This window comes from Leptospira broomii serovar Hurstbridge str. 5399 (assembly GCF_000243715.2).
Classification (GTDB): domain Bacteria; phylum Spirochaetota; class Leptospiria; order Leptospirales; family Leptospiraceae; genus Leptospira_B; species Leptospira_B broomii.
Window position 1 is genome coordinate 2,430,960 of sequence record NZ_AHMO02000008.1, and the last position, 26,379, is coordinate 2,457,338.

The window sequence follows — 26,379 nt, forward strand, 5'->3', positions numbered from 1 at the left end:
CGTCGGTTTACATTAAAATTATATTTAGAAAGATTAGAAGAAGCGAATGTTTCTAAATTTTCCGTAAGTGACGGCCCTCAGAATCGTTTCGACAGGGCCGATGGAAAAAAACCGAGACCAGGTCTTCGATCCGAGAACGCAAATAAACCATATTGGAAATGCAAGGAATAGGAGTTGAAAGTTTCCTAATTTATCGTAGAAACCTAATCCCCACCCACAGAAGATCCACGAACAAATGACGGATTGTCCTAAGTAATTCGATAAAGAGAATTTTCCGGGAGATTCGAACCATGAGCGATCAGCTAAACTTGATTCGGAATGATAGTAAATTCCTAACCAATATACGTAGCAAATCGTTAATGCAGGCGCGCTGACGGCATCCAGTATTGAAAATCCTAGTTGCCAGATTAGAGAAAGATCTTCGACAAATAAATTTCTGGAATGGATCGAATATATCAGATTACCCGAAAGACCTAATATTAAAAGCCAAGGTATCAATTTCTTTACGCCGTTTTTGCTTTGCTCCCATCGCTCGAAGAAGGATGTCTTTCCTGCGACAATACCCAATGCAAACATCGAAAGAATTGAAGGCCATTGAAATAAAATCGTGAACGGATAGGAAATGAACGTGTCCGTAGCACGTTGTTTTGCTCCGTCCCAGAAACTCCCCAAATAAGCCGATCGAGTTTCGGAAAGAATATCGGGTAAGCTCGAGGCCAATCTGCTTCGATATTCGTCCTGTCCGAACGCGAGAATCATTCTGCAAAGGATCGCGATGAGTAAGAAGCCTAATGAGAATTTAAGCAGCCATACCGGATTTTTTTTCCGGATCAGCCAGGCGACGCATCCGAGGATCGCGTATGAGAGAAGAATGTCGCCTAAAAAAAGAAAGATACCGTGAAGCAATCCGATCAAAAATAGGCCGGCCATTCTTCGAAGATAGCGATTGCGAGATTCGACTTCTTCCCAATCTTTTATTTGAACGGAGATACCGTAGCCGAATAAAAATGAGAACAGAACATAAAACTTAGATTCGAAAAAGAATGCTACGATCCAAGATGCAATCGAATCGAGTAGATTCGTATTTTCTCCGGCGGAGCCTACTAAATACATCGGCTTCGCAAAGTAAGGCAGATTGACGACGAGAATACCGTACAAAGCAAAACCTCGTAAAAAATCCAAGAAGCCGATTCTATTTTTGGGCATATGATTTCTCCGAAAGCCGCCTTTATTTATGTAAAATGTCTAAATCCGCCTTCGGTAGGACGGAACAATTGTTCGTTTAACAGAAAGTCCACTCTCGGACTCTCGTTTTCTTTCGTAAATCGGACGGATCCGATAGGAGTGATATCGACGGATTCCCATTGTGATGGAATCAAATCCGGTGAAAGGAATAATAATTCTAGCTCTTCTCCCGAGCTAAGAATCCCTTCCAATCCGATCGCCTTTTCAATCCCATCCAAAACGGGAACTCTGTTTAACTCGATCTCTATCACTAATCGAGATACTTTTGCCAATTTTCCCAGGTCTTGGATTAATCCGTCCGTTAGATCCATCCCGGCATGAATGTTGTAAGAGGAGTACAGAGAACGGCTAAGGGACAAACGTGATCGAGGTCGAAGATGTCGATCGATTGAAGCTTCGCGAAGACCCGGCGGTAAAGAAGGATTGGATCCGTCCAAAATTTTATAACCGAGAAGAGAAGCGCCGATATGTCCGGTAAGATAAACTCTGTCGCCGGCACGTCCGCCTTTTCTACTTACCGGAGAATCGGATTTTCCGAGTAGGGTTAAGGTTAAATTCAATTCCTGAGAACGGTATGTGTCTCCTCCGCAAAGTTCGATACCGTAAGAATATAACGTTTCTTTAAATGTTTGAACGAACGGATTCAGAAATTCTTTTCGATTACAGGAAGGGGATAACCCGAAATTGAAGAAAGCCTTTTTAGGGACTCCATTGGCAGCCGCAATATCGGATACGTTGACTTCGATTAATTTTCGAGCCAAATCGGCGGGGCTACTCCAGTCTAGTCGGAAATGAGTTCCTTCTACGATGGTATCGGTTGTGATTAAGCAACCGTCGGTACCGAGATAGCAATCGCTTTCCTGTTCTTTGCCGGGAGGATATAAGGAGGAGATCAATTCTTCTTCGTTCAAATCGCTTTCCTGTCCTCTTCGAAAAACCTTGACTTCGGCTCTCTCCGGTATCATTGTAAATACCATGAAACTAATGATCACGAAATCCGATTTACTCGCCCGAGGACGTTTCGTTTTCTTCGGACTTATCTTAGCCTCGATCTACCTCGCAGGTTTGCAATCCAAAACGGACGCCGCCCCGAAGGCGGGAGTCTGTAAATTTACCCTTGATCCGGAAAAGACAAGCTTAGAATGGAAAGCTTTTAAATTTACTGAAAAAAACGGTGTGGGTGGAAAATTTACTAAACTTGGAATAACAGGTTATAAAACCGGGAAATCTCCCGAAGCTGCATTGAAAGGATTGAAATTTGCGTTAGAGCCGATCGATCTCGATAGCGGCAATCCGGAACGGGATGCGAAAATCAAGGGCGCATTCTTCGGTGCTCTTAAGAGCGGAGGTAGAATTTCAGGTCATTTCGTTTCGGCCAAGTTCGATTCGACCGGGTCTGCCGGCACTGGAATTGTCAAATTATCCTTAAACGGAATTACTAAAGATCTACCTTTGACTTTTACTTTGGAAAACGGGGAATTGTTCAAGGTAAAAGGGAGTATTAATTTGACGGATTGGAAAGCGAGCTCGGCAGTCGCCGCTCTTAACGAAGTATGTAAAGATCTGCATACCGGGAAAGACGGTAAATCCGTACTTTGGCCGGATATCGAGATTTCGATTACTTCTACGCTAAAGACGGCATGCCCTTGAAATAAGGAAATTGCAAAGACCCGGATGACGATGCGAGGTGCGCATCCGGATTTCTAATCGATCCGCAGCGATTCATTTATCATTATCTTGCTAAAGCGATTTTCATTAAAGAGGGTCGACCGGAAAGTGTTTAAATATACGTACGATCGATTTGAAGCGAAAAACTAGAGAAGCATTAAAAGCTTTTATTGTCTAAATTTTACAATCACTGCCTGAAGGATTTTTAAATCGTCTTCGGAAAGATAGGTAAGATCGGTTACTATTTCTCTAAGAAGCATATTATGCCTAACTTCGTCGAGGCGAGCATTCTCTTTTTCTAATAGAGCCAACCTTTCTTCCCAGGATGCTTTGGGTTCTCCCGAATGGTTAAAAACGAAGTTCTTCGAAACTCCTTTCTTGACTAAAAGTAAATCCATCCTGAATTCAGGAATCGGCTCTTGATTACTAAGATACCGGTTCATGGATACGAGTGATGTTCCGATTGCATTCGCGCCTTCCTCTCTGGAAATTCCCAGAAGTTTAAATGCAGATTTCAATCGGTCACCCGGAGTGTCTAATTTTGGTTCTTTTTTGTCCATTTTGACTAAATAACCGTGCAGATTAAATCAAAATGATAGAGTCTGCTAATCGGGATAGATCCCGTTAGAAGAAGGATAAGAACAAACCGAAATAGGGCAATCCTAAACTAACTCTTTTGATACAAAATGACTAACTTGTCAACTTGCCATTCATTTCTTAGAAAATTGCCCTATACTCCTTCCAACTTTACTTCGCTAAGCATTGTAATCAGATCGAACGAAGAATCAATCTTTTCCTATTTCGAATTTTCAATGTTATACTACTTGAATCGAAGATATTTGAATTGCTATTCGCAAAGGAGATTAGGCTTATTTTAAATGAATTCCTTTAGGAATTTGTAAATCTTCAGATTCTCAAAGCCAAAAAGGGTATGTTAATGCCCATTCTAAATATGTCGAACTCGTGACTCAATAAATTCCCTGCAAGGTGTTATTCGGCCTTGGGTTTCCTAAGAATCTACTCTCGCGAAAAACCCTTATTTTAGCTGAAATTAAGCCGGAGCAGAGCTCTGGAAAATACCTTGACCCGTATACTCGGTACGCGAAATTGGCCAATACAGGACGTTTTTTTCCCATGCCAATCATATCTAAACAGCATAGAACTCCTTCCTTGAAAAAGGAACAAGCCGAGAAGGCTTGGTACGTCGTGGATGCCGAAGGAAAGACCTTAGGCCGCCTGGCTTCGGAAATCGCCCATAGACTTAGGGGCAAACATAAGCCCACATTTACTCCCCACGTCGATTGTGGAGATAATATCATCGTAGTTAACGCAGCCAAGGTCTCCGTAACCGGAAACAAAGAGAGCCAAAAAGAATACTTTCATCACTCTCGCTATCCCGGTGGTATGACGGTAACTCCTCTTCAGGATATGAGAAAAAAACATCCCGAGAGAATTTTGTATGAAGCAGTGAAAGGCATGCTTCCCAAAAGCAAACTTGGTGCAGAAATGCTCACCCATTTCCGGATTTTCCCGGGAGCGGAACACAATCTCGGCGCTCAGAAGCCGACGAAACTGGAACTCTAGGAGAATTAAAAAATGGCAACTGCCAAGGAAATTTGGGCCGTAGGTCGTCGTAAGAACGCAATTGCCCGTGTGAAATTAAAAGAAGGTTCCGGTAAGATTCTTGTAAACGACAAGGATATTAAAGATTATCTTCATAATAGCCGCTCTAATCTAAAAGAGGCGCTTAGCCCTCTTGCGCTTTTGAACTTGAGTGATAAGTTCGATCTAAAACTGAACGTTTCCGGTGGGGGAATAATCGGTCAAGTGGGAGCAATTCGCCACGCACTAGCCCGCGTCATTTGCCGTTATAATCCTGAGTTCAGACCGACAGTTAAGAAAGAAGGTTTACTAACTCGTGACCCGAGAATGGTAGAGCGTAAGAAATACGGTCTACACAAAGCTCGTAGAGGAACCCAGTTCTCTAAACGTTAATTCTTCGTTTTTCGAACCGTTTCTCGAAATGCCTGAAGTTCTTGAACTCAAGACCTCGGGCATTTTTTGTTTGTAGAGGACACATGAAGTATAAGAAAGTTTCCGAAGTTCGTAACACCTTCCTGAATTACTTTAAGCAGAAAGGTCATACAGTTGTTCCTTCTTCCTCTCTCCTTCCTGCAGGAGATCCCACCTTATTATTTACCACCGCAGGAATGGTGCAATTCAAGCCTTTCTTTACCGGTGCAGTCGACCTTCCTTACACTCGCGCTACTTCCGCTCAAAAATGTCTAAGAACCACCGATCTGGAGAATGTCGGGAAAACGGAGAGGCATTGTACTTTCTTTGAAATGCTCGGAAATTTCAGTTTCGGGGATTATTTTAAGGAGGAAGCCATCGAGTTCGCCTTGGATTGTTCCGTGAATTATCTCGGGTTTCCGAAAGATAAAATTTGGATCACGGTATTCGAGAACGACGACGAGGCGGAAAAGATTTGGATATCTAAGGGAATTCCCGTGGAGAGAATCACCCGCCTCGGTAAAAAGGATAATTTTTGGGGACCGGCGGGGGATAGCGGAGCTTGCGGCCCATGTTCCGAATTATATTTGGATCGGGGTCCGGAGAAAGGATTCCCGGACTGCGGAACCAAAAAAGAATGTCGTCCCGGTTGCGATTGCGATCGTTTTTTAGAATTTTGGAATATAGTTTTTAATCAATTCAACCAGGATACCGACGGGAATCTGCACCCTCTAAAGCAGACCGGGATTGATACCGGATCCGGCTTGGAAAGAGTCGCCTTACTTCTTCAGGGGGTTGATTCGGTTTACGATACGGACGAACTACGGGGTATTATTTCGGAGGTAGAGAAAGTTTCGGGAAAATCGTACGGGGAAAGTACGAAAGTTCCCTTCCGAGTAATCACCGATCATATTCGCTCGGCATTATTTGCCGTTTCGGACGGGATTTATCCCGATCGTACGGGGCGCGGTTACGTGATTCGTCGCTTAATTCGTCGAGCGGTACTCTTTGCGCGTAAACTTGATCTAAAAGAACCGTTTTTGCATAAACTAGTAAAACCGGTGGTTACTATTTATAAAGAACGTTACCCGGAACTGGAAAAACACGCGTCGTCCGTGGAGCGAACTCTGCTCGCCGAAGAAGAGCTATTCCTGAAAACTTTAGAGATCGGTTTGGAGAAAATTGGAGTTCTCGTTGCAAAAACCAAAGCATCGGAATCGACGGTATTTTCGGGAAAAGATAGTTTTCTTCTCTACGGTACTTACGGCTTTCCTGCGGAAATGACCGAAGAGATCGTAGCCGAACACGGGCTTTCATTCGATAGGAGCGGCTTCGAGGAAGAGCTGGAAAAGGACCGTCAATCTTCTCGAGAAACATGGAAGGCGAATCGAACCAGTTTATTTACCGGAATCAAGACGGATAAAACGGAATTTTTGGGCTATACTCGATTGGAAGCTCGTTCTGAAATCGAGCACGCCTTCCTGGATAACAAACCGGCGATATCGTTAACGGAAGGACAGTCGGGAGTCTTGACCTTTAAAGCTACGCCCTTTTATCCCGAAGGGGGAGGGCAGGTAGGTGATACGGGTTTTATCCGTAAGGACGCTTCTATATTCAAGGTTTTGGATACTCAGAAAGAGAATGATATCATACTACATTATGGTATCGTGTTGAACGGCAGTTTTAACGTAGGCGATGAGGCGGTTTTGGAAGTCGAAAGAGAAAGACGCGAAAAACTGAAATCACACCATTCGGGAACCCATCTTCTGAACGGGGCATTGAGAAGTTTGCTGGGCGCTCACGTAATGCAAAAAGGCTCTATCGTGTCTCCCGAATATTTACGATTCGATTTTTCGCATCCGACTCCGTTAAGCGAAGAAGAGATTCGTAAAGTCGAATCCTGGGTAAACGATAGTATCGGTATGTCGATACCGGTAGAAACCAAAGTTTTACCGATCGAAGAAGCCAAAAAAACCGGCGCAGTCGCCGCCTTTGACGAGAAATACGGAGACTCGGTTCGAGTCCTGCAGATGGGCGACCGATCCCTTGAATTCTGCGGAGGAACTCACGTTTTAAATACGGGAGATATCAGATACTTTTTTATAAAGAAGGAATCCAGTCCCGGGGCGGGGAATCGCAGGATCGAGGCGGTTGCGGGTCCGGTCGTAATCGAAACCTTTCAAACTAGATTTGCGGAATTGACGAGCGCTGTACAAACTTTGAATTTAAAAATCAAAGAAGAGCTAAACGAGGAATCCGCTTCCCTATCCATCAAAGCGAGCGTGCCGGGTCCGGAGGAGATCCGCGCGATTTTCGAAAAAAAAGGGGCCGGAGCGGTTTCCGAATTACGGAATCTTTCCGAAAAACTGAGTTTGGAAATCGAGGAGACCCAATCGAAATTTTTGAAGGAAAAGAAAAATAGGGAATCTCGCGACTTCGAGAACAATCCGCAAATACTTTCCTCCATACTCTCCGCAGCTAACATCGTTGGCTCCGTCAAAATCGTTCACGCGATTTTCGATTCCAAGGACGCCAAGGCATTAAAAGGACTTTCGGATAATTTGAAAGTCCGGGAAAAGGATATTGTCGCAATCCTGGCGAGTCGCAACGATGAAGACGCAAGCATCGTAGTCACTTGCTCTTCGTCTTTAGCCGGTAAACTCGTCCACTGCGGAGATTTGGTAAAAGCCGCCTGCGAAGTATTAGGTGGTAAAGGCGGAGGAAAGCCGGATATGGCCCAGGGTGGCGGAAAAAACGTATCTAAGGTGGAAGAGGCAGTGGAATTAGCAGTGAATCGAGCTTTGGCAGGCTTGAACGGGAGTAAAGTATGAGCGATCCTTCGTTTGACGTCGTATCCGAGATTGATAGACCGGAGTTGCAGAACGCAGTAACGCAAGCCATCAGCGAAATAAAAACCAGATTCGACTTTAAGGGTTCCAAGTCGGAGATTAAGTTAGAGGAAGAAAGCCTCACGCTGACTTCGGATAATGAGGCAAAGCTGGAGAGCGTGATCGACGTTTTGATCAATAAGATGGCAAAACGCGGCTTAGGATTAAAATCCTTCGACTTTAAATCTAAGATCGAACCTGCAACAGGAAATACCGTTCGAATGAAAGTAAAAATTCGTAACGGTCTTGAAAAAGAACAGACTAAGGAAATCACCAAGATCGTAAAAGATTCAAAGCTGAAAGTGACTGCAACGATCATGGGAACAAGCGTACGCATTCAGGGAAAGAAAAAGGACGATTTGCAGGAGGTCATGCATTTACTGAAATCGGCGGACCTCCCTTTCGATCTTCAATTCCAAAATTATAAATGATGATCCGGCTTATTCTTTTCGGAGAAAAAGAGAAATTTATCCAATACGTTCGCTCGGTGACAACAATCTCAAACGGAAATCGGTCTAATTTAGCATGAAATTGAAATTATTTGTCTTAGCGCTTATGCTCGGAATTTCTTTCGGGGTTACCGCGGAAGAGGAAAGTCCGGTCAAATTCAAATTAGAAAAAGGAATCGGAGAGACGTATTTTTTGAAGATCGTTCATCCGTCTAATTTCGGAATCCAGAAAGACGCACCTCATAAAATAACGGTCAGCGCCGGACCCGGTCTGAAAGTAGAGTCGGCTGACTTAAAATTAAAAGGTAAAACATCCAGTAAGAAAAAAGAATATTTCGAATCGGTGGATCCTATGGCGATTACTCTAAAAGGCGCCGGCGAACTCGAAATTCATGCCAAGATCTTTTACTGCGATTACAACCGGAACATTTGTATTCCTGGAAAAATCGTCCAAAAGGAAATAATAAAGTAGAATTCGATAAAGCGGGTTCATACGATCGATTCTCGCGTTCGGAGCCCGCTTCTAATAGGCCTTACTTTTTCAATTCGACCTTTAGATCGGGTTGGGAAATATGAAAAAGATAATATGTTTTTCCGTTGATCGGCTTCGAAGTTTTGACGATTTTTCCTTTCATCTCCACCAACTCTTTCAGAAACTTTCGGTCGGTAGGTCTAAATAAGTCGCCTTTTTCGGCAATAAACAGGTTTAAGGCTCTTTTCCGGGCCAGCTCAAGAGCTTCGTGTTCGCTACCTTCCAGCGAAGAGACGACGACCTGATAAGTGGAAGAATTGATAAACCCTTCGGTAGCTTTGACGAATTGATCCTCTTCGGCGGGAGCGGATTCCTGAACTACCGATTTTGTTCCGCTGACGGGTGCGTCTTCTTTTTTCGGAGTTTTACAAACTACGAGTGAAAGGATTAGTAGGGTAAGTATCGCAATAGTTTTACTTTGCATAGAGGCTCCAGAGTTTATCTTATGGGCAGGTTCGTGATCGGGGATTCTAAAATTCGCTCTAACAAATCAGCTTCGACAATTCTGTAAACTAAAGTACATCGCTTCGGGTCCGTGTAATCTTCCCTATACAGGAAGAATTTATCCAAGAACCACGAAAAAGCCGCACGATAAGCAAGAAAGTCGGCATTTACATTTTCTTTTTTTTTCTTTTCAATTTCTTTTTGAGTGTCGTTCCGATCCGGCGTAGCAGAAGTTCCCGGTTGGGAAGCGGTTGTCGGAGTCTGAGTTTGATTCGGAGTTATCGAAGCCGTCGCCATTCCAGGCGAAACAGCGCCTCCAGTTACTCCGACCTGAGGGTGTTGAGCCGGAGGAATATACGCGGGAACTCTCGTTTGCTCGGCAGTTCCTCTTAGATATTTTCTTTCTTCCCTAAGTTGTGTTACTATCACAGGAATCGTAATCTCGTCCCTACGTCGGAGCGCCCTCGCACGACATTCTTCTCGCAATTCCAAAATCGGTCTTTCTTGATTCGGAATCGGAACCGTAACCACTACCTGAAAATACTCACGGGAAATAAAACCCGTATCTGATACATTATCCCATGCTTTCCGACGAAACTCCGGATCAGCAGGTTCACATGCAATATAAGTAAGGCTAATTAAGACCGTTATCCAACGGAGCATAGTTCCCATTTTAGTAAATCCCTTTGGAAAAACCAGCGGGATTTTTTCGCGGAACTTCTCGACATTACCGCTTTCGGGGGAAATGCTGTTGGTATGTGGAACTCCTTCCCGAAAACAAAACGAACGGTTCTTTTAGCTCTCATTTTCATTTCCTCTTTTGCCGGTTTGAAAGCAGAAGAAGACCTATTTTCTCGCATTCGGACATCCCTAGAAGCCAGAGTCAGAAAAGTCGTTCTTAAGAACGGAATTCGACTGCTCTTAATGAAGCGGGAAGGATCTCCTACCGTTGCCGTATATACGAAATTCTTAGTGGGCTCCGTGGATGAAACTCCGGAAATCGCGGGTACGGCGCATTTGTTGGAGCATATGCTCTTTAAGGGGACTAAAAATATAGGAACGAATAATTACGAAAAGGAAAAGATCTATCTGGAGCAAATTCGCGTCTGGGGAAAACGGTTGGATTCCTATCGTATTAAAGAAAGAGAATATATTCAAAATAAGGAAGCGATTCCGGAAGATTTTATAAAGGAAAAAGCCGTTTTAGAGACTAGGTTCAAGAGTCTTTTGGATTTTCATCGAAGATTCGTCGTTTCTAACGAGGATTCCTATATCTATGATAAGAATGGAGGAACCGGCTTTAACGCTTATACGACGGACGACGTCACGAATTATCAAATTTTACTTCCTTCGAATCGACTGGAAATATGGGCAAAATTGGAATCGGATCGGCTCAAAAATCCTATATTAAGAGAATATTATACGGAAAGGGATGTCGTTCTTGAAGAAAGAAGAATGCGGGTCGATAACCAAGGACTCGGAATTTTACGGGAGAAGTTCTTGGGAGCGGCATTTGAAAAGCATCCTTACCGCATGCCGGTAATCGGTTACGAATCGAATCTTCCGTTCTTGGATATCGACAAAACGGAGGATTTTTTCCGGAGAAACTATCGTCCCGGTAACATGGCGATCGCGATCGTTGGTGATCTCGATTTCGCAGCGGCGGAAGCACTGGTTCGAAAATACTTCGAGGATATTCCGGACGGAAGTCCCGCGCAGCCGATTCGTCAGAAAGAAACTTACGATCATGACACGCGCAGGGTAAGCGTTCGGCATTCTTCAGGACCGATGAAAGTAATGGGTTGGCTGACGCCGGCGCCTCCGCATATCGATCGACCGGTTTTAGATTTGATCGACGCGATATTGACTCAAGGTGAGACGGGCCGATTGTATAAGCGACTTGTCCTAAGGGAAAAATTGGCCCAGAAAGTCTCTTGTTGGACCGGCGAGCCCGGCGAAAGATACGATAGTCTATTTGCCATTTACGTAACGAACGTCCGAGGCGCCGATCCTGATAAAATCGAAACCTCGATCTTGGAGGAAATTGAAACCTTGAAGAACGAATCCGTAAGCGACGAAGAACTCCTAAAAATAAAAAATCAGATCGTTGCGGACTATATTCGCGGATTGAATAGCAACGGAAAGCTTGCGGACGTGTTGACATATTACGAACTCTTGGCCGGGAACTGGGCCGCGATTTTCGACGATTATTCTCAATTGGATAGAGTCTCGTCCGAAGACATAAAAAGAGTGGCTAAGAAATATTTCGTGCCTCGAAATTTAACGGTCGGTGATTTAATCACCTCCGAGGGAGAACAAAAATGAAATTCTCTCGATCGGCTTTTTTCATTCTTTTAGTCTTCCTAGTTTTGCCCGCCGGAACGAATTCGGCGCCGGGCGATTTCGTTAAGAACGTCAAGATTCCTCCTCTTGAATTTCATTTTCCGGAAATAAAAGAGATTCAATTGGATCCGAATACTCGGGTTCTATTTCTGCCTAACGAGGAGTTCCCGCTGCGCACATTGGAAATATCCTTTTATGCCGGGCCTTCCTATTATCCCGAGATAAAATACGAATTGTCGGAAATCCTTCCCGAAGCTTGGAAGAAGGGAGGAACTCAATCTCACCCCGGGGAATCGTTTGCGGAAGTATGGGAATCATACGGTTCTCGTTTGCGTGTCGATTCGGACTTGGAGACGGTTACCTTAACATTTTCTTGGCTGACTAGATACGATAAAGAATCGAGGGCTTTAATTTCCGAGTTTTTGAAACAGCCTAAGTTCGGTCAGGAAGCTTTCGAGATCGCTAAACTACAATTAGGCGAGCAGATTAAACGAAGAAACGATAATATAGCCGCTCTTGCCGGGCGAAAGGCAATGGAGCTTGCCTACAAAGGGAAAATTCGCGGCACTTCCGTTTCTCAAACCCGTTTGGACGGATTGACCGAGGAAGGAGTTTCCGACTATTATAAGAATGTCGTCTTAAAATCCCGTAAATCGGTTTTAGTCACCGGAGAATGGCGGGAATCGGAAGTACCGGGCTTTTTGGCCGAAGTATTACCTAATTCGAATGAAGTAGCGAAGAAGGACCCCGAATTGTTGTCGCAGACGGAACTTGAGAAGAACTTAAAATCGGTGGGATATAAGAATCTCATCGTCGACAAAGGTAACACTCAAAATGTAGTCCTATTTTTGGGAGTCGGACCTGCGCACAATCATCCCGATTTTTATGCGATCCAACTTCTGAACTATATCGTAGGCGGAGGCGGCTTTAATTCCTATTTTATGAGCAGGATTCGTTCGGATAAGGGGCTGGCTTATTCTTCGTCTAGTCACCCTATTTTTGAAAAAGACCATTCTTTGATTTTTTTCATGACCCAAACCAAATCGCAAACTACTATGGAAGTTTACGATTTAATGGGAGAAATTTTAAGCGATAAAACATTCTCGAAAATAACCGAAGAAGAATTAAAGAACGCTAAAGAAGCGATTCTGAATAAATTTATTTTTCTTTTTACGGACTCTCTTGAAATTCTCAGAAATGAGGCTCGATTTAGGGAACACCGCATGCCTAAGGATTATCTTCGTATTTATCGGGATAAAATTCAAGCGGTGAGTTTGGAAGATCTGCGAAAAGTCGGAAAAACGTATTTCCGTAGAGACGGATTGACTGCTATCGTTTCGGGACCGAAAACATCGGTCCAGCAGGATCTTCCCTCTTTGAAAGTGATCGGTCCAGAGGACCCCGTTCCTTAGGATGCAAAGTCGTTTCGAACATAAGCGGTATTCCTACGAGGGAATTTCCGAAGGAGGAATCCGCACTTCGATTATTATGCCGAACTTAAATCTGATGTTCGATATCGGTCATCAGAATCCTAATAAGATTCATATCGGTAAGTTGTTATTGACTCACGCTCATTTGGATCACTCTGCGGGAATCCCTTATTATGTTTCCCAACGATCCTTGCGTAAACTCACTCCTCCTAAAATTTACGTTCCGAAGGAGCTGGAAACTCCTCTGCACGAAATCTTGGCTCTTTATTCCAAGATAGAGGATTTTCCTTATCGATACGAATTATTCGGAGTTGCGGAAGGCGAAGAAGTCGAGATAGATCCGTACCATACCTTCAAACCTTGGAGGACATTCCATCGAGTCGTTTCTCAAGGTTATACCGTTTACGAACGTAAGAAAAAATTAAAAACGGAATTTCAAGGACTTGGTTCCGCCGAGCTCGCCGAGAAAAAAAAAGTTTCCGGACCGATCGACGAAATCATTTCGAAGCCGGTCGTTAGTTTTTCCGGCGATACAAAAATCGAATACGTGCTAACTCACAAGGATGTTGCGGAGTCTGAAGTTATTTTTCTGGAATGCACATATATCGACGAAGAACGGGATGTCGCGAAGGCAAGAGAATGGGGGCATATTCATCTGGATGAAATTCTTCATAATTTGTCGGCTTTCAAAAACGAAAAAATCGTACTCATTCATTTCTCTAAACGATACCCGATACCTTATATCAAGAAAGTGATCGCTAAGAAAATTCCCGCTTCGGAGAGGGATCGATTTCATCTTTTTCTACCTGAATGAGCGTAGTATAATAAAGAAATTTTGAATATGTCTGATTCAAATAAACAACCGGATAAAAAAGGATTGTCGCTTTACAAAGACGGCTTGGAGGAATGGATCGATCGCGATCTAGTTCGTCGTCCTTATCCGTGGCTCTATCATCTGGAAGAAAACGCTTCCAGAGATAAGGTTCCGGTTCTTTCCCCGGCCTCGGGAGCGGTACTCGCCTTTCTCGTCTCATCCTGGGTTCCAGTTAGAATCCTTGAATTAGGGACGGGATACGGAGTCTCTTTGATTTGGATTTATTCAGCTTTAAATGAAACCGCTAAAATCCAAAGTGTAGATCGAGAAATTCAATTTATGGAAAAGACTCAATCCTATCTGGATCGGTTGGCCGACAGCTCCTCTCGAGTGGAGCTCCTACGCGGAGAATGCTTAGAGGCTTGTAGAAGATTTTTATCTTCGACGACGGACGAAAGGGAATTCCTATTTGTCGATTGCGATAAGATTCGATATCCGGAAATTCTAAAATTGATTCGAGATTCCGGAAAGGGAAGAAGGCTTAGAGCCGTATTTGATAATGTGCTCTGGCATGGGAGGCCGGCAGATCCTAATCGCCAGGCCCCCTCCGACCAGGCGATCCGTTCATTCTGGGCGATCCTAAAAGAATCGGGCTTGCCTTATACTCTGTTCCCCGTCGGAGACGGTCTAATCTGCATCGATTTTTACTAGTAAAAAGCTTGTTACACGTCAACAGAATGTGCTATATTGCCGCGAGGGGGCGATAGCATGAAAAAAAGTTTTTTCCCTATGAAACTCGCGGTATTAGGATTTTTATTGGTTACTACCTACGGGGTGATCGCACAAAATAAACCGCAAGGCAACGACTCAAAAACGGCAGAACTGGCAAGCGTCGCGGATGATCCGAAATATCAGGGCGATTATTTGGAAGAATTTCATTATGCCAGAACCTTGGATTCCACTCAGACTAAACTGAAGCACGATTTAGCCGCACTACAAATCGTCGTGAAAAACTTCGGTTCTCAAGTGCAAGGATCTCAGGAAGAGTTCGATTCCATTTGGAAAAAATACAATGAAGCGTATAAATTCTACCTAATGAGAAAATACGTCGTTTCGGGTCGCAAAACCAAAGAAACCGAACTCGCTACTAATAAATTGTACGGAAAATTTTCCGATCTTTATAATCAGAAAGTGGATCAGCTCTTAGGCGAATGCGCCGACACGATTGTAGGGGTAGAGCAAAAACAAGGTCCAGCTGAAGCAGCCAAGAGCGTTGCGGGTCGAGATATTTCCCAAAATCATCACAAGCTGCAAATCGCATATTACGAATATATCCAGGCCGAAAGAATGAGAAAAGATTCCCGGTATAAAGACAGCCTGATTCATCTTCGTCTCGCGAAAGAATACGGAATTTCTATCTTAAGTCGCTTGAAACCGGAAGAAGAGAGTAAGACGGTCCGCGAAAAATACAAGGTGGATCTCAGCGATAACCGAAACCTGATTTTTTCCGAATCAAAACTTTAATTCGCCCGTTTACAAAGGACGGAAGGCATGGTGATTTAAGCTGAATCGCTTTCCTGTATGAACTATTGCGACCGCTTTAGACTTGCGGGTAAGGTTATGGTTTTAACCGGGGAATATTTCCCCGGATTTCCGTCGAAGTTGCTTTCATTTTTTCGTTGAGTAACAAGCTTTACACGAATCCGTCGGGATAAAATCGTTTCCTTAAGTGGACAAAAAATTTCCTATTTTTCTAATCATTATTTTTTTTACAACTTCTCTCTCTTCTCAGGAAGTTCCGAAAAAAACGTTTAATATTTTAATCGATCCCGGGCACGGCGGTCTCGATCTTAAGCCTAAAGAAGAACACGGTGATAAATACGATCCTGTTACTCAGAAGTATTTGGAACCCTACAAAGCGGGAGCGAAGTCCAAGGGGCGAAGAGAAAGCGAGGTTGTTCTCGCGCTCGCCAAAGAAGTGAAGGAAGTTTTGGATCTTACGAAAACTTCGGAAGGTTTCGATACGTTTCAAGGATATGCAAAGCGGTTTACGAACGATTCCCTGCCTTGGATTCGAATCGATTCGGATTTAACCCGAGAAGAGACAGCCTCCGAAGAGGGTGTCGATTTATCTTCCGATCCGAACGCCAATTACCGTCTTTACGATTACCCCGACAAGAAGTCGGGTAAAATTCGATCCGGACGAATCTCCAGAATCAACGCTTCTCGTCCCTATCTCGTTCTCTCTTTGCATTTGAATCCTAGCTGGAAGGATCATCCCGGCGGTATGGCTGCCGTTCTTACCCCTTCCTATCGTACGTTCTATGCGTTGAGAAAGATTTCGGAGGGAGCTTCTTCAAAATCCTTCGAGAACGGGCCGTGGAAGGAATGGATGCGATTTAAGATGGAATGGTCAACTTTACAAAACGCGGTCGCCGATTCGTGGATCTATTTCAACGGTTACTGGCCCAATAAATCGGGAAAGAAATCCGACCTCGCGAACTTCGAAGGCTATCGTCAAAATATGGTGACCTGGAAATATGCGGATTCGCCAGGCTGGATCGAGAGAGCTAAACTAGGAGGTCCTGGCCCCTATGCAAAAAAACACTCCGAGTATTCCGCTAAAGGTCCGTTCTGGGATCGAGAACGTTCTCAGGTTGAATTATGGAGGAGGGAAGACGGGCCGGAAGGATTCGGAGGCGATAATAATTTTGCTGCCGTCGAACTGATGAGATTCGTTCAATACGGACTTCGCTCCATACCGACGGAAGAAGTCGAACTTTCTCATCCCGGGCCGATCAACGATCCTTATATTTCAACTTATAGTCTTCCCACTTTCATCAACGCTATTTCGGCATATCTTGAAATCGGTTATATCGATAAAGAAAAAGATATGAAAATTCTGACGAAGCGAAGAAAGGATGTCGCGATCTCATTGGCGGTCGGAATTTACTCTTTGTTTCACGGTATTAAGACTAAACCATTAGATTCTCCTTATATTCCCAAAGGAAAGAAAATATCTTGGTCTAAATACGAAAATTGGAAAGACGGTAATTATTTTAGGATTGTCCGGGAAGAATGATTCCGAGTCTTCCTTCCTCATCAGGCTAAGCCAAGCGCGGGTCCAGGCGCTTCCTTTCCTTCGGAAAGTTCTCGGCTCCTCCGCTTTGTCCATTGCTCCAAGAAACTCAAAATCAATCCTGCCTCACAACCTTTCTAATCTAAAGCCTCTCACTGCTAAAGACCTCTTCAACAATCGCTTTCCTAATCTAAATCTATCCTACTACACTGATCTCACCAAAAACATTCTCACCAATATTACGTATATACCTATCGCTGGAAAAGCGAATTATCTATTTGTAATTAAGGATCTATTCAATAGAGAGATTATGGGATGGGAAATAGCACCTAGTCTTGAGACTCGGCACCTGCTTACTGCTTTCAAAAGGGCTTTGATCAGGAGAAAATCGCCAAAAGGAATTATATTTCATTCTGATAGAGGAGTCCAGTATGTCAGTGAAGACTTTAGAAAAGAGTTAAATACGAATGAATTTATTCAGAGCATGAGTAGGAAAGGCAACTGCTACGACAATGCTCCGATGGAATCTTTCTTTAAAACTCCGAAAGTAGAGGAAGTTTATAGAAGAAAATTCAACACAATTAAGGAAGCGAAATATTTTCTGTTCGACTATATCGAAAGATATTACAACAGAAGGAGACGACACTCGACTTTAGGTTATCTTAGCCCCGTCGAGTTCAGAGAAAAAATTACTGCATGACCATGTCCGTTTTTTCGGGGAAACTCCAGTTTAAATATTTCTCAAAAATGATTACAAATATACTAAGCGTCGACGAAATGATTTTTATTGATTTCTTTACAAAGGTAACCGATGGGTCTCGCTATAGTCCTTCTATCTTAAAAGTGACAGATTTTGTTCCAATGGATAGAGAAAGTCCCTCGTTCCGAAATGCTCGAATAATTCTGAGCAGATAATTTCACTTTTTACGGATTTCGATAGAAGGAAGAAGGGTCATGGCTTAAATTATAACCGCGAAGAAATTCCGAAATTTCAAGATATCCTGAAGTCGATGGAAGCCGAGACAAAAAGAATCGAAATCAGTATAAGCCGCAGCGTTCACAAGAGTTCTCCGTAGTAGTACGTATTGACTGTTCAATGTGATTTTAAAGAGATAAAATTAAAACGTACAAAATAAATAATTTCTTCTTTCAGAAAAAAGTTAATAGCATAACGGTGTCTCCTTAAAAAGGGAGTTAGCTATGTCATTTAACTATGCAACTTGGATGGGCGATCACGTTTATAGGAAAAGATTACTGGGTAATATTCCAATTCTCGCAACACATAATTCTGGTTGTTATAATGGACAAAATACCATTATGGTCAAGTGCCAAGAGAGAAATATATTGGAGCAACTTATGGGCGGTATTCGTTGCTTCGATATTCGTGTTCGCGTATCAAACAATTGGTATGTGATGCATCATAATGATAATTGTCCTCCAATTGGAAATGAAATTGAGCGTCAACAATACGAAGCCGCTTTATATTCAATGAAAGCTTTCCTCACTATGAGAATACCAAATTGTACGCCTGAGAACGAATTCATATTAATATTTCTTTCGGGATCTGATAATGGAAACCTAACAGCCGAACAAGAATATTACGTACTCTGGAAGACGCAGGATGTATTTAGAGAACTTTTATTTAATGAGCCATTAACTCCGGACATAACATATGAGCATCTTTTGAAATCAAATCAGCGCGTTTTACTTTTTACAAAATCACTTAACAAGCTCGAAGCTAACGGCAGTAGACCAACTTGGGCATTAGACTGGAACCAATTTGTTCAAGGAACATGGGTTACAGAACAATCCCAGTTTGGGTCTCCTTTAGATTCCGAAAGATTGAACATAGTTGAGAAAAATATAACTGACGCTGTTTCAAAAAGAGCAGATGATCTTTCGAAAAGCCCAAATATATGGTCTTCCGATCAAAAAATCTTTCTATCATGCGATTTTAATATCTGGACAACAAATGTTGGGGGGTTGGCTGAAAGTCAAGTCAATCCAATGGCGACTCGCGTAATTAGAAAATTATCTAGTGATCCAATTTTAAAAAATGGAACGAATTTAATGAGTGTTGATTTTTTTAATCTCCCGAATACCGATTTGATGGACTCGATAATCCAAGCAAATGATATCATTCGTATGGTGGCTGAGAAGTAGAAGTAAACAGTTACTGTAAGTCCAACTTTCTTATTGGATTACCATCACCTTTACATCCATGCAGAGGGCTGCTCCGATGAAACCATATTATGGATCGATTTAGTTTTAGGTTAAGCTATTTAATTTTATGGACACTGTCGTGTGTGTGGTCATGCTCGGGCTATGCGTTTTCTCCTTGTTTTAGGTCTTTTCTTTTTCGTTTTTTCCTGTACGGCGGCTAATTTAGTCGGGTCCGAACCCGTTCCGAAAGTGAGACTTGATTCCAGGAAGAAAGTCGCTTTAGTCGGCTTTCATCCTTATTCGACCTCTACCGTGGGAGTGAAATTAGACGGCTGGATCAACTCTCCTTGCAAGAGTGTCATCTCCCAAAAATATGGTACCGATTTAAAGTCGGCCTTTTTTAAGGGTAGGAGAAACGTTCCTTCGGATCATAGGGCGGCATATCCGTTGTCTTCGCAGGTTGTTTCCCCGCTTTCTTGGGGAGAGCCGATTTCCAAATTTCCTTCCACGACTTGGGAAGAAAATATACCGGAAGAGAATATTAAGGATTTTATAGAATTTTCGTATAAACATCTGGCGGCGGGCGCGTTGCCCGATATTTGCGAGGTTTTGGATTGGGACGCTAGTTCCAAATCTTTTCGGTTAAAAAAGAGGAACGTGGACTATTTTGTTGTCGGGTTCTTTACTCCGGTGTTTTGGCGGCCTACTTTCGTCGGCGCTGTCTCGTTTGCCGTGTCTTTTCCCTTCAGTTTTCTTAGCCTGGGTATCTTGCCTACGGTTTGGCAGAAACAGACCGACTCTTTTTTTAGAGTCTATGATTCCAAATTGAATGTGGTCAAGAACCTGGAGACGAAAAATTCTTTTTGGACGATTTCCGCCCTTTGGGTTTTTCCGAGCGATCGGAGTAAGGTCGTTGAAGAATTTTCTTACGATCCTCCCGCTTGGGAAAAGGATGTGGAAGAGTTGGATCGGGCCTGGAGGCCGGAATAGTTTTTTATCTTTCGGGTTTTTTCGTTATTTTCTTTCGTTTTTAATTCTTATTTCTTTTTGCTTTTTTTGATTTTACTCGTTTGGTTTCTTTTGCTTCGGCATTCTTTTTTCCGCCGAGCTTTTGGATTCGAGTTTTTGCCTCTTCGATCGCAGGTTTAAAGGATGCGGGTGCAATTTTTACGAATTTGGAATAGTATTCGATTGCGTCCTCTTTTTGTCCCGAGTTTTCGTTCGATAGGGCGAGATTGTATATGATTTCGGGTGTGTCGTCCGTGGTCAGCTTTAGTGCGGATTCATAGTTTTGGATCGCTTCCTTGTGTCGACCTAGGCTTTCCAAGATCACACCACTGTTGTAGTACGCCTGCATATATTTGGAATCGATTTGGACGGCTTCTCCGAATTTCTCTAGGGCCTCTTTTTTTCGGTCCATCGTCATGTAGGCGATTCCGGCATTGGTTCGGTACTCCGCTTGTTTAGGGTCCAGTTCCGAGGCTTCCAGAAATTTGTTGAGCGCTTTTTCGGGATTGGACGGGAGTAGCTCCGCTCCTTGTTTATTGGTTTCGATTGCCTGCTTGATCGGATCTTTGGGTCCGCAAAGTAGAAAGGTTAGAGCTATGAGAGAGAATACGGCGGTATTTTTTATGTATTTCAAGGAATGTTTCCTAATAGAAAAGTGCATATCCGATTAAGGCAAAGACGGCGGGCGAAAGCGCGATGACCGCGGCTCGGCCTGTAGGCTGATCGAATTGTTTTCGGAATCCTTGGATTGCATAGAGTAAACTTCCGATATAGGTTCCAAGCGTCAGGACCGCCCAGAGGAAGGTGAGGATTAGCGGGATGATTTTGCCTGCAACAAACGGGAATTTTAAGAGACTGAACACTTCTTGGGCCGCGATGCCTAGTATTGGAATCAGTAGCGTATTGAGGGATAAGAGTAAGATCGTCGGCTTAGACGGGTTTTCCCCTTTTCCTTTTAGGATCGTAAAGGAAACATACCAACAAGCGCCTAACAGAATCGGCATCATTCCCCAGAGCAGCACGAACCCGAATATATTCTGCGGGTAGTGGGAGAAGAAGTAGACGATACTGCCGATTTCTTTCTGCGCATATAGACCTTCTATGGTTGCGTTGGGATTGAAATCCTTTACATATACGTAGATCAGTATATTTATCGCATTTAGGATACTTGTAACCGCAAATAGAGTGGAATACCGAACAATTCCGGAACGCAGTGGATCGTCCATCCAGGTCTCTAAGTCGATTTTTTTCCGGAGTACATTCCGGATTTCGTTGATCTGATTGGCCAGTCTCTCTTTGATCGCAGCGACGATTTCGATCCGCATAGTAATCCTATATGATTTTTTCCTTAATAAAATAGGAGAGAGGAGTTCCGTGTCGAGTGAAATAAGACTTTGGGTAGTTCTTTTTGTTTGACTGGGATTCGGTTGTGCAAACTTTCTATCTATTCTTTCAGTTCCAAGGGGATAAACCGAGACAGATGCGATCCTTTATTCAAGACGTCACTCGCCTTCTTTTCCGTCGAAACGGACTTTTTCTTTTGAGCGTTTTCTTTCTCGACGTCGGTTGCGGCGGGGTTTCTAAAGAAACGAAAGATCATTATGCGTCCGGTGCGGCTTTTTTTCAGGAAAAAAAATTGGATACGGCGATCGGCGAATTCCAGAAGGTTTATCAGGATGATCCGGATTATCTTTCCACCCGATTGATGCTGGGGAAATGTTATTTTTATTCGGAAGATTTTAAGAAGGCTAAGGAAATTTTCGGCGAGGACTTTGCCAATAATCCAGGTAGATTGAATTCGGGAATTTGGTGGTTTAGGACCCGGTTTATTTTAGGAGAAGATCCGAGCGAGATCTTACTCGGTGTGAATTCCATTTTAGAAATCGATCCGGAAAAAACGGAGGCTTGGATATTGCGGGGTTTGATCGAGGAAAAGCTAGGCAAACCGTCCGAGGCTGTGCGCAGCTATCTGAAAGTCGCGGAAGATTCGGATCGGGTGGCTTTTGCGAACTACAGGTTGTCAAAAGTTTTTAGAGTGATCGGAATTTCCGCTAGAGCGGAAAAATACGCCGAAAAAGCGAGAGCCCTGGGTTATGAGATTCCCGCAAAATCGGATAAAGTAAAATGAAGAAAACTTTTATTAATTTTTTGCAATCCATCCAGGTTCCTAGATTTTACGCTTTTGCCAGGTCGATTCCTTACTCCAAAAAGACGCAATGGATCGTATTACTGCTGTTCCTGGGTTGGTTTGCGATCGTGGTAGTTCCCTTCTTTTTATCTTCCGCAAACGGAACTTGCAAGAGCGGAAGTTGCTGGTTCGGAACAGGGGTCATGTCGTATCCGGACGGAAACGAATATAAAGGAGAATTCCTTTTGCGAAAGGGTCATGGGAACGGAGAGTTTCGGAGCCAAAAGGGAGAGAGGTACTTTGGCGAATGGTCCTGGGGGAAGAAGAACGGTTACGGGATCTATTCGTATGCGAACGGGGATGTTTACGAGGGGCATTTTTCGGCCAATGTTAAAGAAGGCTTCGGGGCTTTTAGCTGGAAGGGCGGCGTTAGGTACATCGGGCAGTGGGAAAAAGGAGAGCCGTCCGGTAAAGGGAAGTTGATCCTGAACGACGGGAAGCTGGTCTTAGACGGCGAGTATCGAAAGGGAGTCATCTATCAAGGAAAAGGAATGTACGTTTACGAGGATCAGACCAGGTATATTGGGGAATGGCAGGAGGGGAAGCGACACGGATTCGGGGTACTTCTGGACTCGGACGGATCGCTTATATACTCGGGTCTGTGGGAGAACGACCGACAATTGAAATCGGCACCTTCCAAAGGAAAAAGAACTTCCTAACACTCGGGCCCGTTTTTTGAGCCAAAACAGGATTGACGAAAAACCAACCAAGGCACTAACTCTCGCAAGTACGGGGAAACCCGGTACTTTAGGAGATTCCATTTTCATGAAAGCGTTTTCCCGAATCCTTTTTTCCTCGATTCTTTTATTAACAATTGTTAGCGGATGTAAGAAATCCTCAAGCGACGATCAATCCTCTCTCTTGGCTGTGGCATTGGCTCAAAACAAGGCATCTTGTATCGGAGCAACTGCTTTGACTAAAGGTGGGGCCGCAGTGACTGGAGGGTCGACATCAGGAACATTTTATTATTACTATATTAGCACTGGTGGAACTACCGATACAGTTACTTTTAGTTCCACTCCTTCAGGAGCGACTGGAAACTCCTTGTCCATTGGTAAATCGAACATAACAATAAATGGGACTAATTATAATACCGTTTCGAATTTTGATGCATTTTCAGTGAACGCACCCTACTCGAATAGCTCCGTGACAACTAACGCAGGAAACTATAGATGCTTCGTTGTAGGCGTACCGAATGCGGGCACTTCCTATTCTTTATCTATTAACTAAACGTTAGTCACCTTTGTAAGAGAGCGGTGGGCTTATCTGCCGCTTTTTCTTCTCTTTCCTCTTCTTACCCCCTTAGTGATACTCCCTTCGGGTTATTCCTTTTTTGAGTCCAATGTGACAAAAGGGCGGCAGGCAGTTCTTTTTTTATGGACTGGATTCTAATTTCTTTCCAGGTTAGCTACTAAGACGCTATTTCAAGGCAATCCGGGTAGTTTGATGAGAAAGAAAGAGAAATATTCCATTTTAAAATTTAAAAAGGGGCAAAAGTTTTTTTCCGCTTCGATTCTTTTCAGTTATCTTTGGGTTCTTCTTTTCCCACTTTCGATTCTCTACTCTCAACCGGTTAACGTCCCGAATTTCAACGCTCCTCAACTTTCGAATCAGAACTTCAATCAATACGTGGACCTAGCGAATGAGTCCCATTCGATCGATGCTTGGAATACGATCGTTAACCAGGGATTCGGAGTTCTGAAAGGGACTTGGGAAAACTTGGCAAACCAAGAAATTGCGGCCTTAGAAGCAAACGTAAATACTCAGTACGCGAGTGATCCGGCCACGGCAGCCTATATCAATAAAATGATAGAATCTCAGGCGAGCCAATCGGAACAGGCTTGGCTGACGCAGATCGAAACCCAGGTCGCGGACGATCAGAATTCGTTTTTGTTGAGCCTGCAAAATTCGAATCTTCCTTCCAATGCCGTCACGGATAGCAATTTCCAAGGTTCTCTTAATAAAGGACTGCAGAACTTTTCGGATTCTCTGACATCTTTACAACAAAACTATCAGAACCAACTGGCGTCCATCAACCAAACGGATGCACAATACCAACAGAATATCCAGCAGCTTCAAAATTACGAAAATGCGGTACGATCCAATATTCAAACGGCCGTGAATCAATTGGCGTCTTCTCTCCAGAATACAGCGCTATTTTATAATACCAACGCCGACGGTTCGGTGAACTGGTCCTCCATGAATCAATCCGGAACGGATTTACAGACTTTGATCTCAAACTTGGATCAGGGACTTCAGAATGGAACCTCTCTGTCCACGCTTGCCTCCCAGATGACTGCATATCTACAGCAACAGGAGACCCAAGCCACGCAAAATTCCAATTATTGGACCCAACAATCCCTACCGCATTCATTAACAAATTCTAATTCAGCTGTTGGTTTTGCTGATTATCAACTGAATAATTTCCAAGATGTAGTGAATTATGCGAATAGCGTACGATCTGCAAATTCTGCCATCAATGCAATTATGACCTATATAGATGGTGGAAAGAATTCTCAAGATGCTACTTTGCTGAGTTATTTGTATTCAACGTACGGCTATGATCCGACGAAGACTCAAATTGTTGGTATCAGCAGAGCTGATTTTGTAGGCACTAGCACGGGATATAATAACAATTATACCCCTTTCCCTGTCACTCTTTGGCATTCCGGGGATGGTTTAAGCTATTCGACTTCTGGGTTAAATGCCTTTGATTTTAGCGCGACCGGTCTTTGGGCGTTTGGAGTGTTCTTACCCGTTACTGCTTATTTTACTGAAGATAAACTCACTTATTCGATCGATTTTCAAATCAAAGACCTTACAGCCGGCGCTAATGCACAGGCTTGGAACGGATTTGCATCTAACTTAAATTCCGAGCTTGGTACATGGAATACTCTTAGTCCTTCGATTAGTAATTGGGAAGGACAAATGTCCGCGTACCAAGCGCAATATGCTGCTTGGCATGCACAGGCCGTTGCCTATGAGGCACAATTACAAACTTCGTACAGCGATGGAGTGGCAAATTTAGATACTCAGAAACAGAGTTGGCTTGCGAGTCTGAGTTCTCAAACTTCCACTTCCTCGGGCGAAACTCATCGAGGAGACGATGACGACGAGTCTAGACATGTTCAAATACAAATACCTAATATTTCAAATATCTCCTTACCTAATTCCAGCGCAGTACTGAATGCAGATACGACGGCGCCGAACGTAGATACATCCAGCCTTAATAACGTACTAACCGTATTCCAGCAATCGTTGATTGGAGCAGGTAACGTAGCGTTAGAGAGCCGGCTGAACGAACAAGCGATAACAACGAAACAAAATGCGGTAAACCAGATAGCCTCGTCACTTGGTAAGAACGCGGTTGTGGATAGCTACGGGAATATAACGTATACGACAGCAATCGAAGACGGCCACGCTAAATTGAAAGCAGGCGGAGATGCAACGAACTCAAGCGACTACGAAGCGACGAAAACGAACCAAAACGTTTATATAGGAGCTCCATCGACGATTAAGATAGCGAGTGGAGGAAATCTATTCCAAAACTGGGATACGAACTCGGTTCTTACAGAGAATCGAACGAACGAAGATTCGTTTCATAAATCGTATAATACAGCAATCAAAACCTTAAACACGCAAATCAACTCGCTGAATGCACAAAACGCGAAGAACGATCTAGCCTTCCAAGCAGCGGCCCAATCGGCAGCAAGCTATGCATCGGATGTACAAAGCTTAGCGAAGGCAATGCTGCAAGGCGGGACATTCGAGTCCTGGGCTAAAGGCCAGATCCAGGATAAGGTGAATGCTGCAATGGCTACAGCGATTGCAAATGCAACCGGGATGAGCCCTGACATGGCAAGCCAACTCGTAAGCTGGTTTGAAAAGAAGCAGGCAGACAAGAAAGCAAAAGCAAAAGCTAGGACACAAGAGATCACGTCAGGACTCGTGACAGTAGCAAGTATAGCAGCGTCTTTTATAGCAGGCCCGGAGATGATGGCAGTAGGGCAGGCAGCATTGCAAGCAGTACAAGGCTACCAGAACGGAGGAATGGAAGGAGCGCTTGTAGGAGCGGCGAGTGGGGCAGCAACGGGGTATGCGAGACAGTTCGGAGT

General features: G+C 43.6%; 26 protein-coding genes. 19 read left to right on the forward strand and 7 right to left on the reverse strand.

Features of this window, described 5'->3' with window-relative positions; genetic code table 11:
- Window positions 1-33: 33 nt before the first annotated feature.
- Window positions 34-1,206, reverse strand: coding sequence for a DUF418 domain-containing protein (locus LEP1GSC050_RS16830; protein WP_010568919.1), 1,173 nt, complete (start codon window positions 1,204-1,206; stop codon window positions 34-36).
- 26 nt (window positions 1,207-1,232) lie between these two features.
- Window positions 1,233-2,210 (reverse strand): thiamine-phosphate kinase, encoded by a 978-nt coding sequence (locus LEP1GSC050_RS16835; protein ID WP_020987352.1) that lies wholly within the window; start codon window positions 2,208-2,210, stop codon window positions 1,233-1,235.
- Window positions 2,211-2,220: 10 nt separating this feature from the next.
- Here LEP1GSC050_RS16835 and LEP1GSC050_RS16840 point away from each other — a divergent pair, with 10 nt between their 5' ends.
- Complete coding sequence (locus tag LEP1GSC050_RS16840; RefSeq protein WP_010568921.1) at window positions 2,221-2,895, forward strand: YceI family protein; 675 nt, start codon at window positions 2,221-2,223, stop codon at window positions 2,893-2,895.
- Window positions 2,896-3,080: 185 nt separating this feature from the next.
- On the opposite strand, the gene LEP1GSC050_RS16845 is transcribed toward LEP1GSC050_RS16840, so the two are convergent.
- Window positions 3,081-3,473 (reverse strand): hypothetical protein, encoded by a 393-nt coding sequence (locus LEP1GSC050_RS16845; RefSeq protein ID WP_010568922.1) that lies wholly within the window; start codon window positions 3,471-3,473, stop codon window positions 3,081-3,083.
- A 574-nt stretch (window positions 3,474-4,047) separates the two neighbouring features.
- Here LEP1GSC050_RS16845 and rplM point away from each other — a divergent pair.
- From rplM to mpl17, 5 genes are all read left to right on the forward strand, one after another.
- Window positions 4,048-4,497 (forward strand): 50S ribosomal protein L13, encoded by a 450-nt coding sequence (rplM, locus tag LEP1GSC050_RS16850; protein WP_010568923.1) that lies wholly within the window; start codon window positions 4,048-4,050, stop codon window positions 4,495-4,497.
- 12 nt (window positions 4,498-4,509) lie between these two features.
- Window positions 4,510-4,908 carry a 30S ribosomal protein S9 gene (gene rpsI / locus LEP1GSC050_RS16855; protein WP_010412505.1) on the forward strand — a complete coding sequence of 133 codons (399 nt, stop codon included), beginning with the start codon at window positions 4,510-4,512 and terminating at the stop codon, window positions 4,906-4,908.
- A gap of 83 nt (window positions 4,909-4,991) precedes the next feature.
- The gene (gene alaS, locus LEP1GSC050_RS16860; protein ID WP_010568924.1) at window positions 4,992-7,757 is read left to right on the forward strand and encodes an alanine--tRNA ligase; all 2,766 of its coding nucleotides are present in this window, start codon (window positions 4,992-4,994) and stop codon (window positions 7,755-7,757) included.
- Window positions 7,754-8,245, forward strand: a complete 492-nt coding sequence (locus tag LEP1GSC050_RS16865) for a YajQ family cyclic di-GMP-binding protein (protein WP_010568925.1) — start codon at window positions 7,754-7,756, stop codon at window positions 8,243-8,245. The genes alaS and LEP1GSC050_RS16865 overlap by 4 nt, the downstream gene beginning before the upstream one ends.
- A 94-nt stretch (window positions 8,246-8,339) precedes the next feature.
- On the forward strand, window positions 8,340-8,735 hold the full coding sequence (gene mpl17, locus LEP1GSC050_RS16870; RefSeq protein WP_010568926.1) for a cell surface protein MPL17: 396 nt from the start codon (window positions 8,340-8,342) through the stop codon (window positions 8,733-8,735).
- 61 nt (window positions 8,736-8,796) lie between these two features.
- Here mpl17 and LEP1GSC050_RS16875 read toward each other — a convergent pair whose 3' ends face one another.
- Window positions 8,797-9,219: a lipoprotein gene (locus tag LEP1GSC050_RS16875; protein WP_010568927.1), complete on the reverse strand. Its 423-nt coding sequence runs from the start codon at window positions 9,217-9,219 to the stop codon at window positions 8,797-8,799.
- A gap of 14 nt (window positions 9,220-9,233) precedes the next feature.
- Window positions 9,234-9,911, reverse strand: a complete 678-nt coding sequence (locus LEP1GSC050_RS16880) for a hypothetical protein (protein ID WP_084695329.1) — start codon at window positions 9,909-9,911, stop codon at window positions 9,234-9,236.
- 84 nt (window positions 9,912-9,995) lie between these two features.
- Between LEP1GSC050_RS16880 and LEP1GSC050_RS16885 the strand changes: the two genes are divergently transcribed.
- The 9 genes from LEP1GSC050_RS16885 (at window position 9,996) to LEP1GSC050_RS16930 (ending at window position 20,058) form a co-directional block, all read left to right on the forward strand.
- A complete protein-coding gene (locus LEP1GSC050_RS16885) occupies window positions 9,996-11,564 on the forward strand; it encodes a M16 family metallopeptidase (protein WP_010568929.1) in 1,569 nt (522 codons plus the stop codon).
- The gene (locus LEP1GSC050_RS16890; protein WP_010568930.1) at window positions 11,561-12,994 is read left to right on the forward strand and encodes a M16 family metallopeptidase; all 1,434 of its coding nucleotides are present in this window, start codon (window positions 11,561-11,563) and stop codon (window positions 12,992-12,994) included. Before LEP1GSC050_RS16885 ends, LEP1GSC050_RS16890 begins: the two co-directional genes overlap by 4 nt.
- A gap of 1 nt (window position 12,995) precedes the next feature.
- Complete coding sequence (locus LEP1GSC050_RS16895) at window positions 12,996-13,826, forward strand: MBL fold metallo-hydrolase (protein WP_020987234.1); 831 nt, start codon at window positions 12,996-12,998, stop codon at window positions 13,824-13,826.
- Window positions 13,827-13,853: 27 nt separating this feature from the next.
- Entirely contained in the window at window positions 13,854-14,537 is a 684-nt protein-coding gene (locus tag LEP1GSC050_RS16900; RefSeq protein WP_010568931.1) for an O-methyltransferase, read from the forward strand.
- Window positions 14,538-14,594: 57 nt separating this feature from the next.
- The gene (locus tag LEP1GSC050_RS16905) at window positions 14,595-15,350 is read left to right on the forward strand and encodes a hypothetical protein (RefSeq protein ID WP_010568932.1); all 756 of its coding nucleotides are present in this window, start codon (window positions 14,595-14,597) and stop codon (window positions 15,348-15,350) included.
- A gap of 223 nt (window positions 15,351-15,573) precedes the next feature.
- Window positions 15,574-16,908, forward strand: a complete 1,335-nt coding sequence (locus tag LEP1GSC050_RS16910; RefSeq protein WP_040911833.1) for an N-acetylmuramoyl-L-alanine amidase — start codon at window positions 15,574-15,576, stop codon at window positions 16,906-16,908.
- Window positions 16,892-17,605 carry an IS3 family transposase gene (locus LEP1GSC050_RS20885; RefSeq protein ID WP_010568934.1) on the forward strand — a complete coding sequence of 238 codons (714 nt, stop codon included), beginning with the start codon at window positions 16,892-16,894 and terminating at the stop codon, window positions 17,603-17,605. Before LEP1GSC050_RS16910 ends, LEP1GSC050_RS20885 begins: the two co-directional genes overlap by 17 nt.
- A gap of 500 nt (window positions 17,606-18,105) precedes the next feature.
- Window positions 18,106-19,068: a PI-PLC domain-containing protein gene (locus LEP1GSC050_RS16925; protein ID WP_010568936.1), complete on the forward strand. Its 963-nt coding sequence runs from the start codon at window positions 18,106-18,108 to the stop codon at window positions 19,066-19,068.
- Between the two features lie 162 nt (window positions 19,069-19,230).
- Window positions 19,231-20,058, forward strand: coding sequence for an Lp29 family lipoprotein (locus tag LEP1GSC050_RS16930; protein ID WP_010568937.1), 828 nt, complete (start codon window positions 19,231-19,233; stop codon window positions 20,056-20,058).
- Between the two features lie 40 nt (window positions 20,059-20,098).
- Here the strand turns inward: LEP1GSC050_RS16930 and LEP1GSC050_RS16935 are convergent, their stop codons facing one another.
- Together LEP1GSC050_RS16935 and LEP1GSC050_RS16940 are read right to left on the reverse strand one after the other, a co-directional pair.
- Complete coding sequence (locus LEP1GSC050_RS16935; RefSeq protein WP_010568938.1) at window positions 20,099-20,710, reverse strand: tetratricopeptide repeat protein; 612 nt, start codon at window positions 20,708-20,710, stop codon at window positions 20,099-20,101.
- A 10-nt stretch (window positions 20,711-20,720) separates the two neighbouring features.
- Entirely contained in the window at window positions 20,721-21,401 is a 681-nt protein-coding gene (locus LEP1GSC050_RS16940) for a hypothetical protein (RefSeq protein WP_010568939.1), read from the reverse strand.
- A gap of 104 nt (window positions 21,402-21,505) precedes the next feature.
- Here LEP1GSC050_RS16940 and LEP1GSC050_RS16945 point away from each other — a divergent pair, with 104 nt between their 5' ends.
- From LEP1GSC050_RS16945 to LEP1GSC050_RS16960, 4 genes are all read left to right on the forward strand, one after another.
- Entirely contained in the window at window positions 21,506-22,204 is a 699-nt protein-coding gene (locus LEP1GSC050_RS16945; RefSeq protein WP_020987382.1) for a tetratricopeptide repeat protein, read from the forward strand.
- Entirely contained in the window at window positions 22,201-22,923 is a 723-nt protein-coding gene (locus LEP1GSC050_RS16950) for an MORN repeat-containing protein (protein ID WP_010568941.1), read from the forward strand. Before LEP1GSC050_RS16945 ends, LEP1GSC050_RS16950 begins: the two co-directional genes overlap by 4 nt.
- A 106-nt stretch (window positions 22,924-23,029) precedes the next feature.
- Complete coding sequence (locus tag LEP1GSC050_RS16955; protein ID WP_010568942.1) at window positions 23,030-23,494, forward strand: hypothetical protein; 465 nt, start codon at window positions 23,030-23,032, stop codon at window positions 23,492-23,494.
- A gap of 216 nt (window positions 23,495-23,710) precedes the next feature.
- Window positions 23,711-26,379 (forward strand): TIGR04388 family protein (locus LEP1GSC050_RS16960; protein WP_020987195.1); only part of this gene is annotated, 2,669 nt, incomplete at its 3' end.

What these genes read in the sequence shown, in the direction of transcription:
- alaS (WP_010568924.1), top strand. Translation starts at nt 4,992, where the DNA reads ATGAAGTATAAGAAAGTTTCCGAAGTTCGTAACACCTTCCTGAATTAC.
- rpsI (WP_010412505.1), top strand. Translation starts at nt 4,510, where the DNA reads ATGGCAACTGCCAAGGAAATTTGGGCCGTAGGTCGTCGTAAGAACGCA.
- LEP1GSC050_RS16885 (WP_010568929.1), top strand. Translation starts at nt 9,996, where the DNA reads ATGTGGAACTCCTTCCCGAAAACAAAACGAACGGTTCTTTTAGCTCTC.
- LEP1GSC050_RS16940 (WP_010568939.1), bottom strand. Translation starts at nt 21,401, where the DNA reads ATGCGGATCGAAATCGTCGCTGCGATCAAAGAGAGACTGGCCAATCAG.
- LEP1GSC050_RS16830 (WP_010568919.1), bottom strand. Translation starts at nt 1,206, where the DNA reads ATGCCCAAAAATAGAATCGGCTTCTTGGATTTTTTACGAGGTTTTGCT.
- LEP1GSC050_RS16925 (WP_010568936.1), top strand. Translation starts at nt 18,106, where the DNA reads ATGTCATTTAACTATGCAACTTGGATGGGCGATCACGTTTATAGGAAA.
- LEP1GSC050_RS16835 (WP_020987352.1), bottom strand. Translation starts at nt 2,210, where the DNA reads ATGATACCGGAGAGAGCCGAAGTCAAGGTTTTTCGAAGAGGACAGGAA.
- LEP1GSC050_RS16950 (WP_010568941.1), top strand. Translation starts at nt 22,201, where the DNA reads ATGAAGAAAACTTTTATTAATTTTTTGCAATCCATCCAGGTTCCTAGA.
- LEP1GSC050_RS16930 (WP_010568937.1), top strand. Translation starts at nt 19,231, where the DNA reads ATGCGTTTTCTCCTTGTTTTAGGTCTTTTCTTTTTCGTTTTTTCCTGT.
- LEP1GSC050_RS16955 (WP_010568942.1), top strand. Translation starts at nt 23,030, where the DNA reads ATGAAAGCGTTTTCCCGAATCCTTTTTTCCTCGATTCTTTTATTAACA.
- LEP1GSC050_RS16900 (WP_010568931.1), top strand. Translation starts at nt 13,854, where the DNA reads ATGTCTGATTCAAATAAACAACCGGATAAAAAAGGATTGTCGCTTTAC.
- LEP1GSC050_RS16840 (WP_010568921.1), top strand. Translation starts at nt 2,221, where the DNA reads ATGAAACTAATGATCACGAAATCCGATTTACTCGCCCGAGGACGTTTC.
- LEP1GSC050_RS16875 (WP_010568927.1), bottom strand. Translation starts at nt 9,219, where the DNA reads ATGCAAAGTAAAACTATTGCGATACTTACCCTACTAATCCTTTCACTC.
- mpl17 (WP_010568926.1), top strand. Translation starts at nt 8,340, where the DNA reads ATGAAATTGAAATTATTTGTCTTAGCGCTTATGCTCGGAATTTCTTTC.
- LEP1GSC050_RS16905 (WP_010568932.1), top strand. Translation starts at nt 14,595, where the DNA reads ATGAAAAAAAGTTTTTTCCCTATGAAACTCGCGGTATTAGGATTTTTA.
- LEP1GSC050_RS16845 (WP_010568922.1), bottom strand. Translation starts at nt 3,473, where the DNA reads ATGGACAAAAAAGAACCAAAATTAGACACTCCGGGTGACCGATTGAAA.
- LEP1GSC050_RS16865 (WP_010568925.1), top strand. Translation starts at nt 7,754, where the DNA reads ATGAGCGATCCTTCGTTTGACGTCGTATCCGAGATTGATAGACCGGAG.
- rplM (WP_010568923.1), top strand. Translation starts at nt 4,048, where the DNA reads ATGCCAATCATATCTAAACAGCATAGAACTCCTTCCTTGAAAAAGGAA.
- LEP1GSC050_RS16895 (WP_020987234.1), top strand. Translation starts at nt 12,996, where the DNA reads ATGCAAAGTCGTTTCGAACATAAGCGGTATTCCTACGAGGGAATTTCC.
- LEP1GSC050_RS16890 (WP_010568930.1), top strand. Translation starts at nt 11,561, where the DNA reads ATGAAATTCTCTCGATCGGCTTTTTTCATTCTTTTAGTCTTCCTAGTT.
- LEP1GSC050_RS16880 (WP_084695329.1), bottom strand. Translation starts at nt 9,911, where the DNA reads ATGGGAACTATGCTCCGTTGGATAACGGTCTTAATTAGCCTTACTTAT.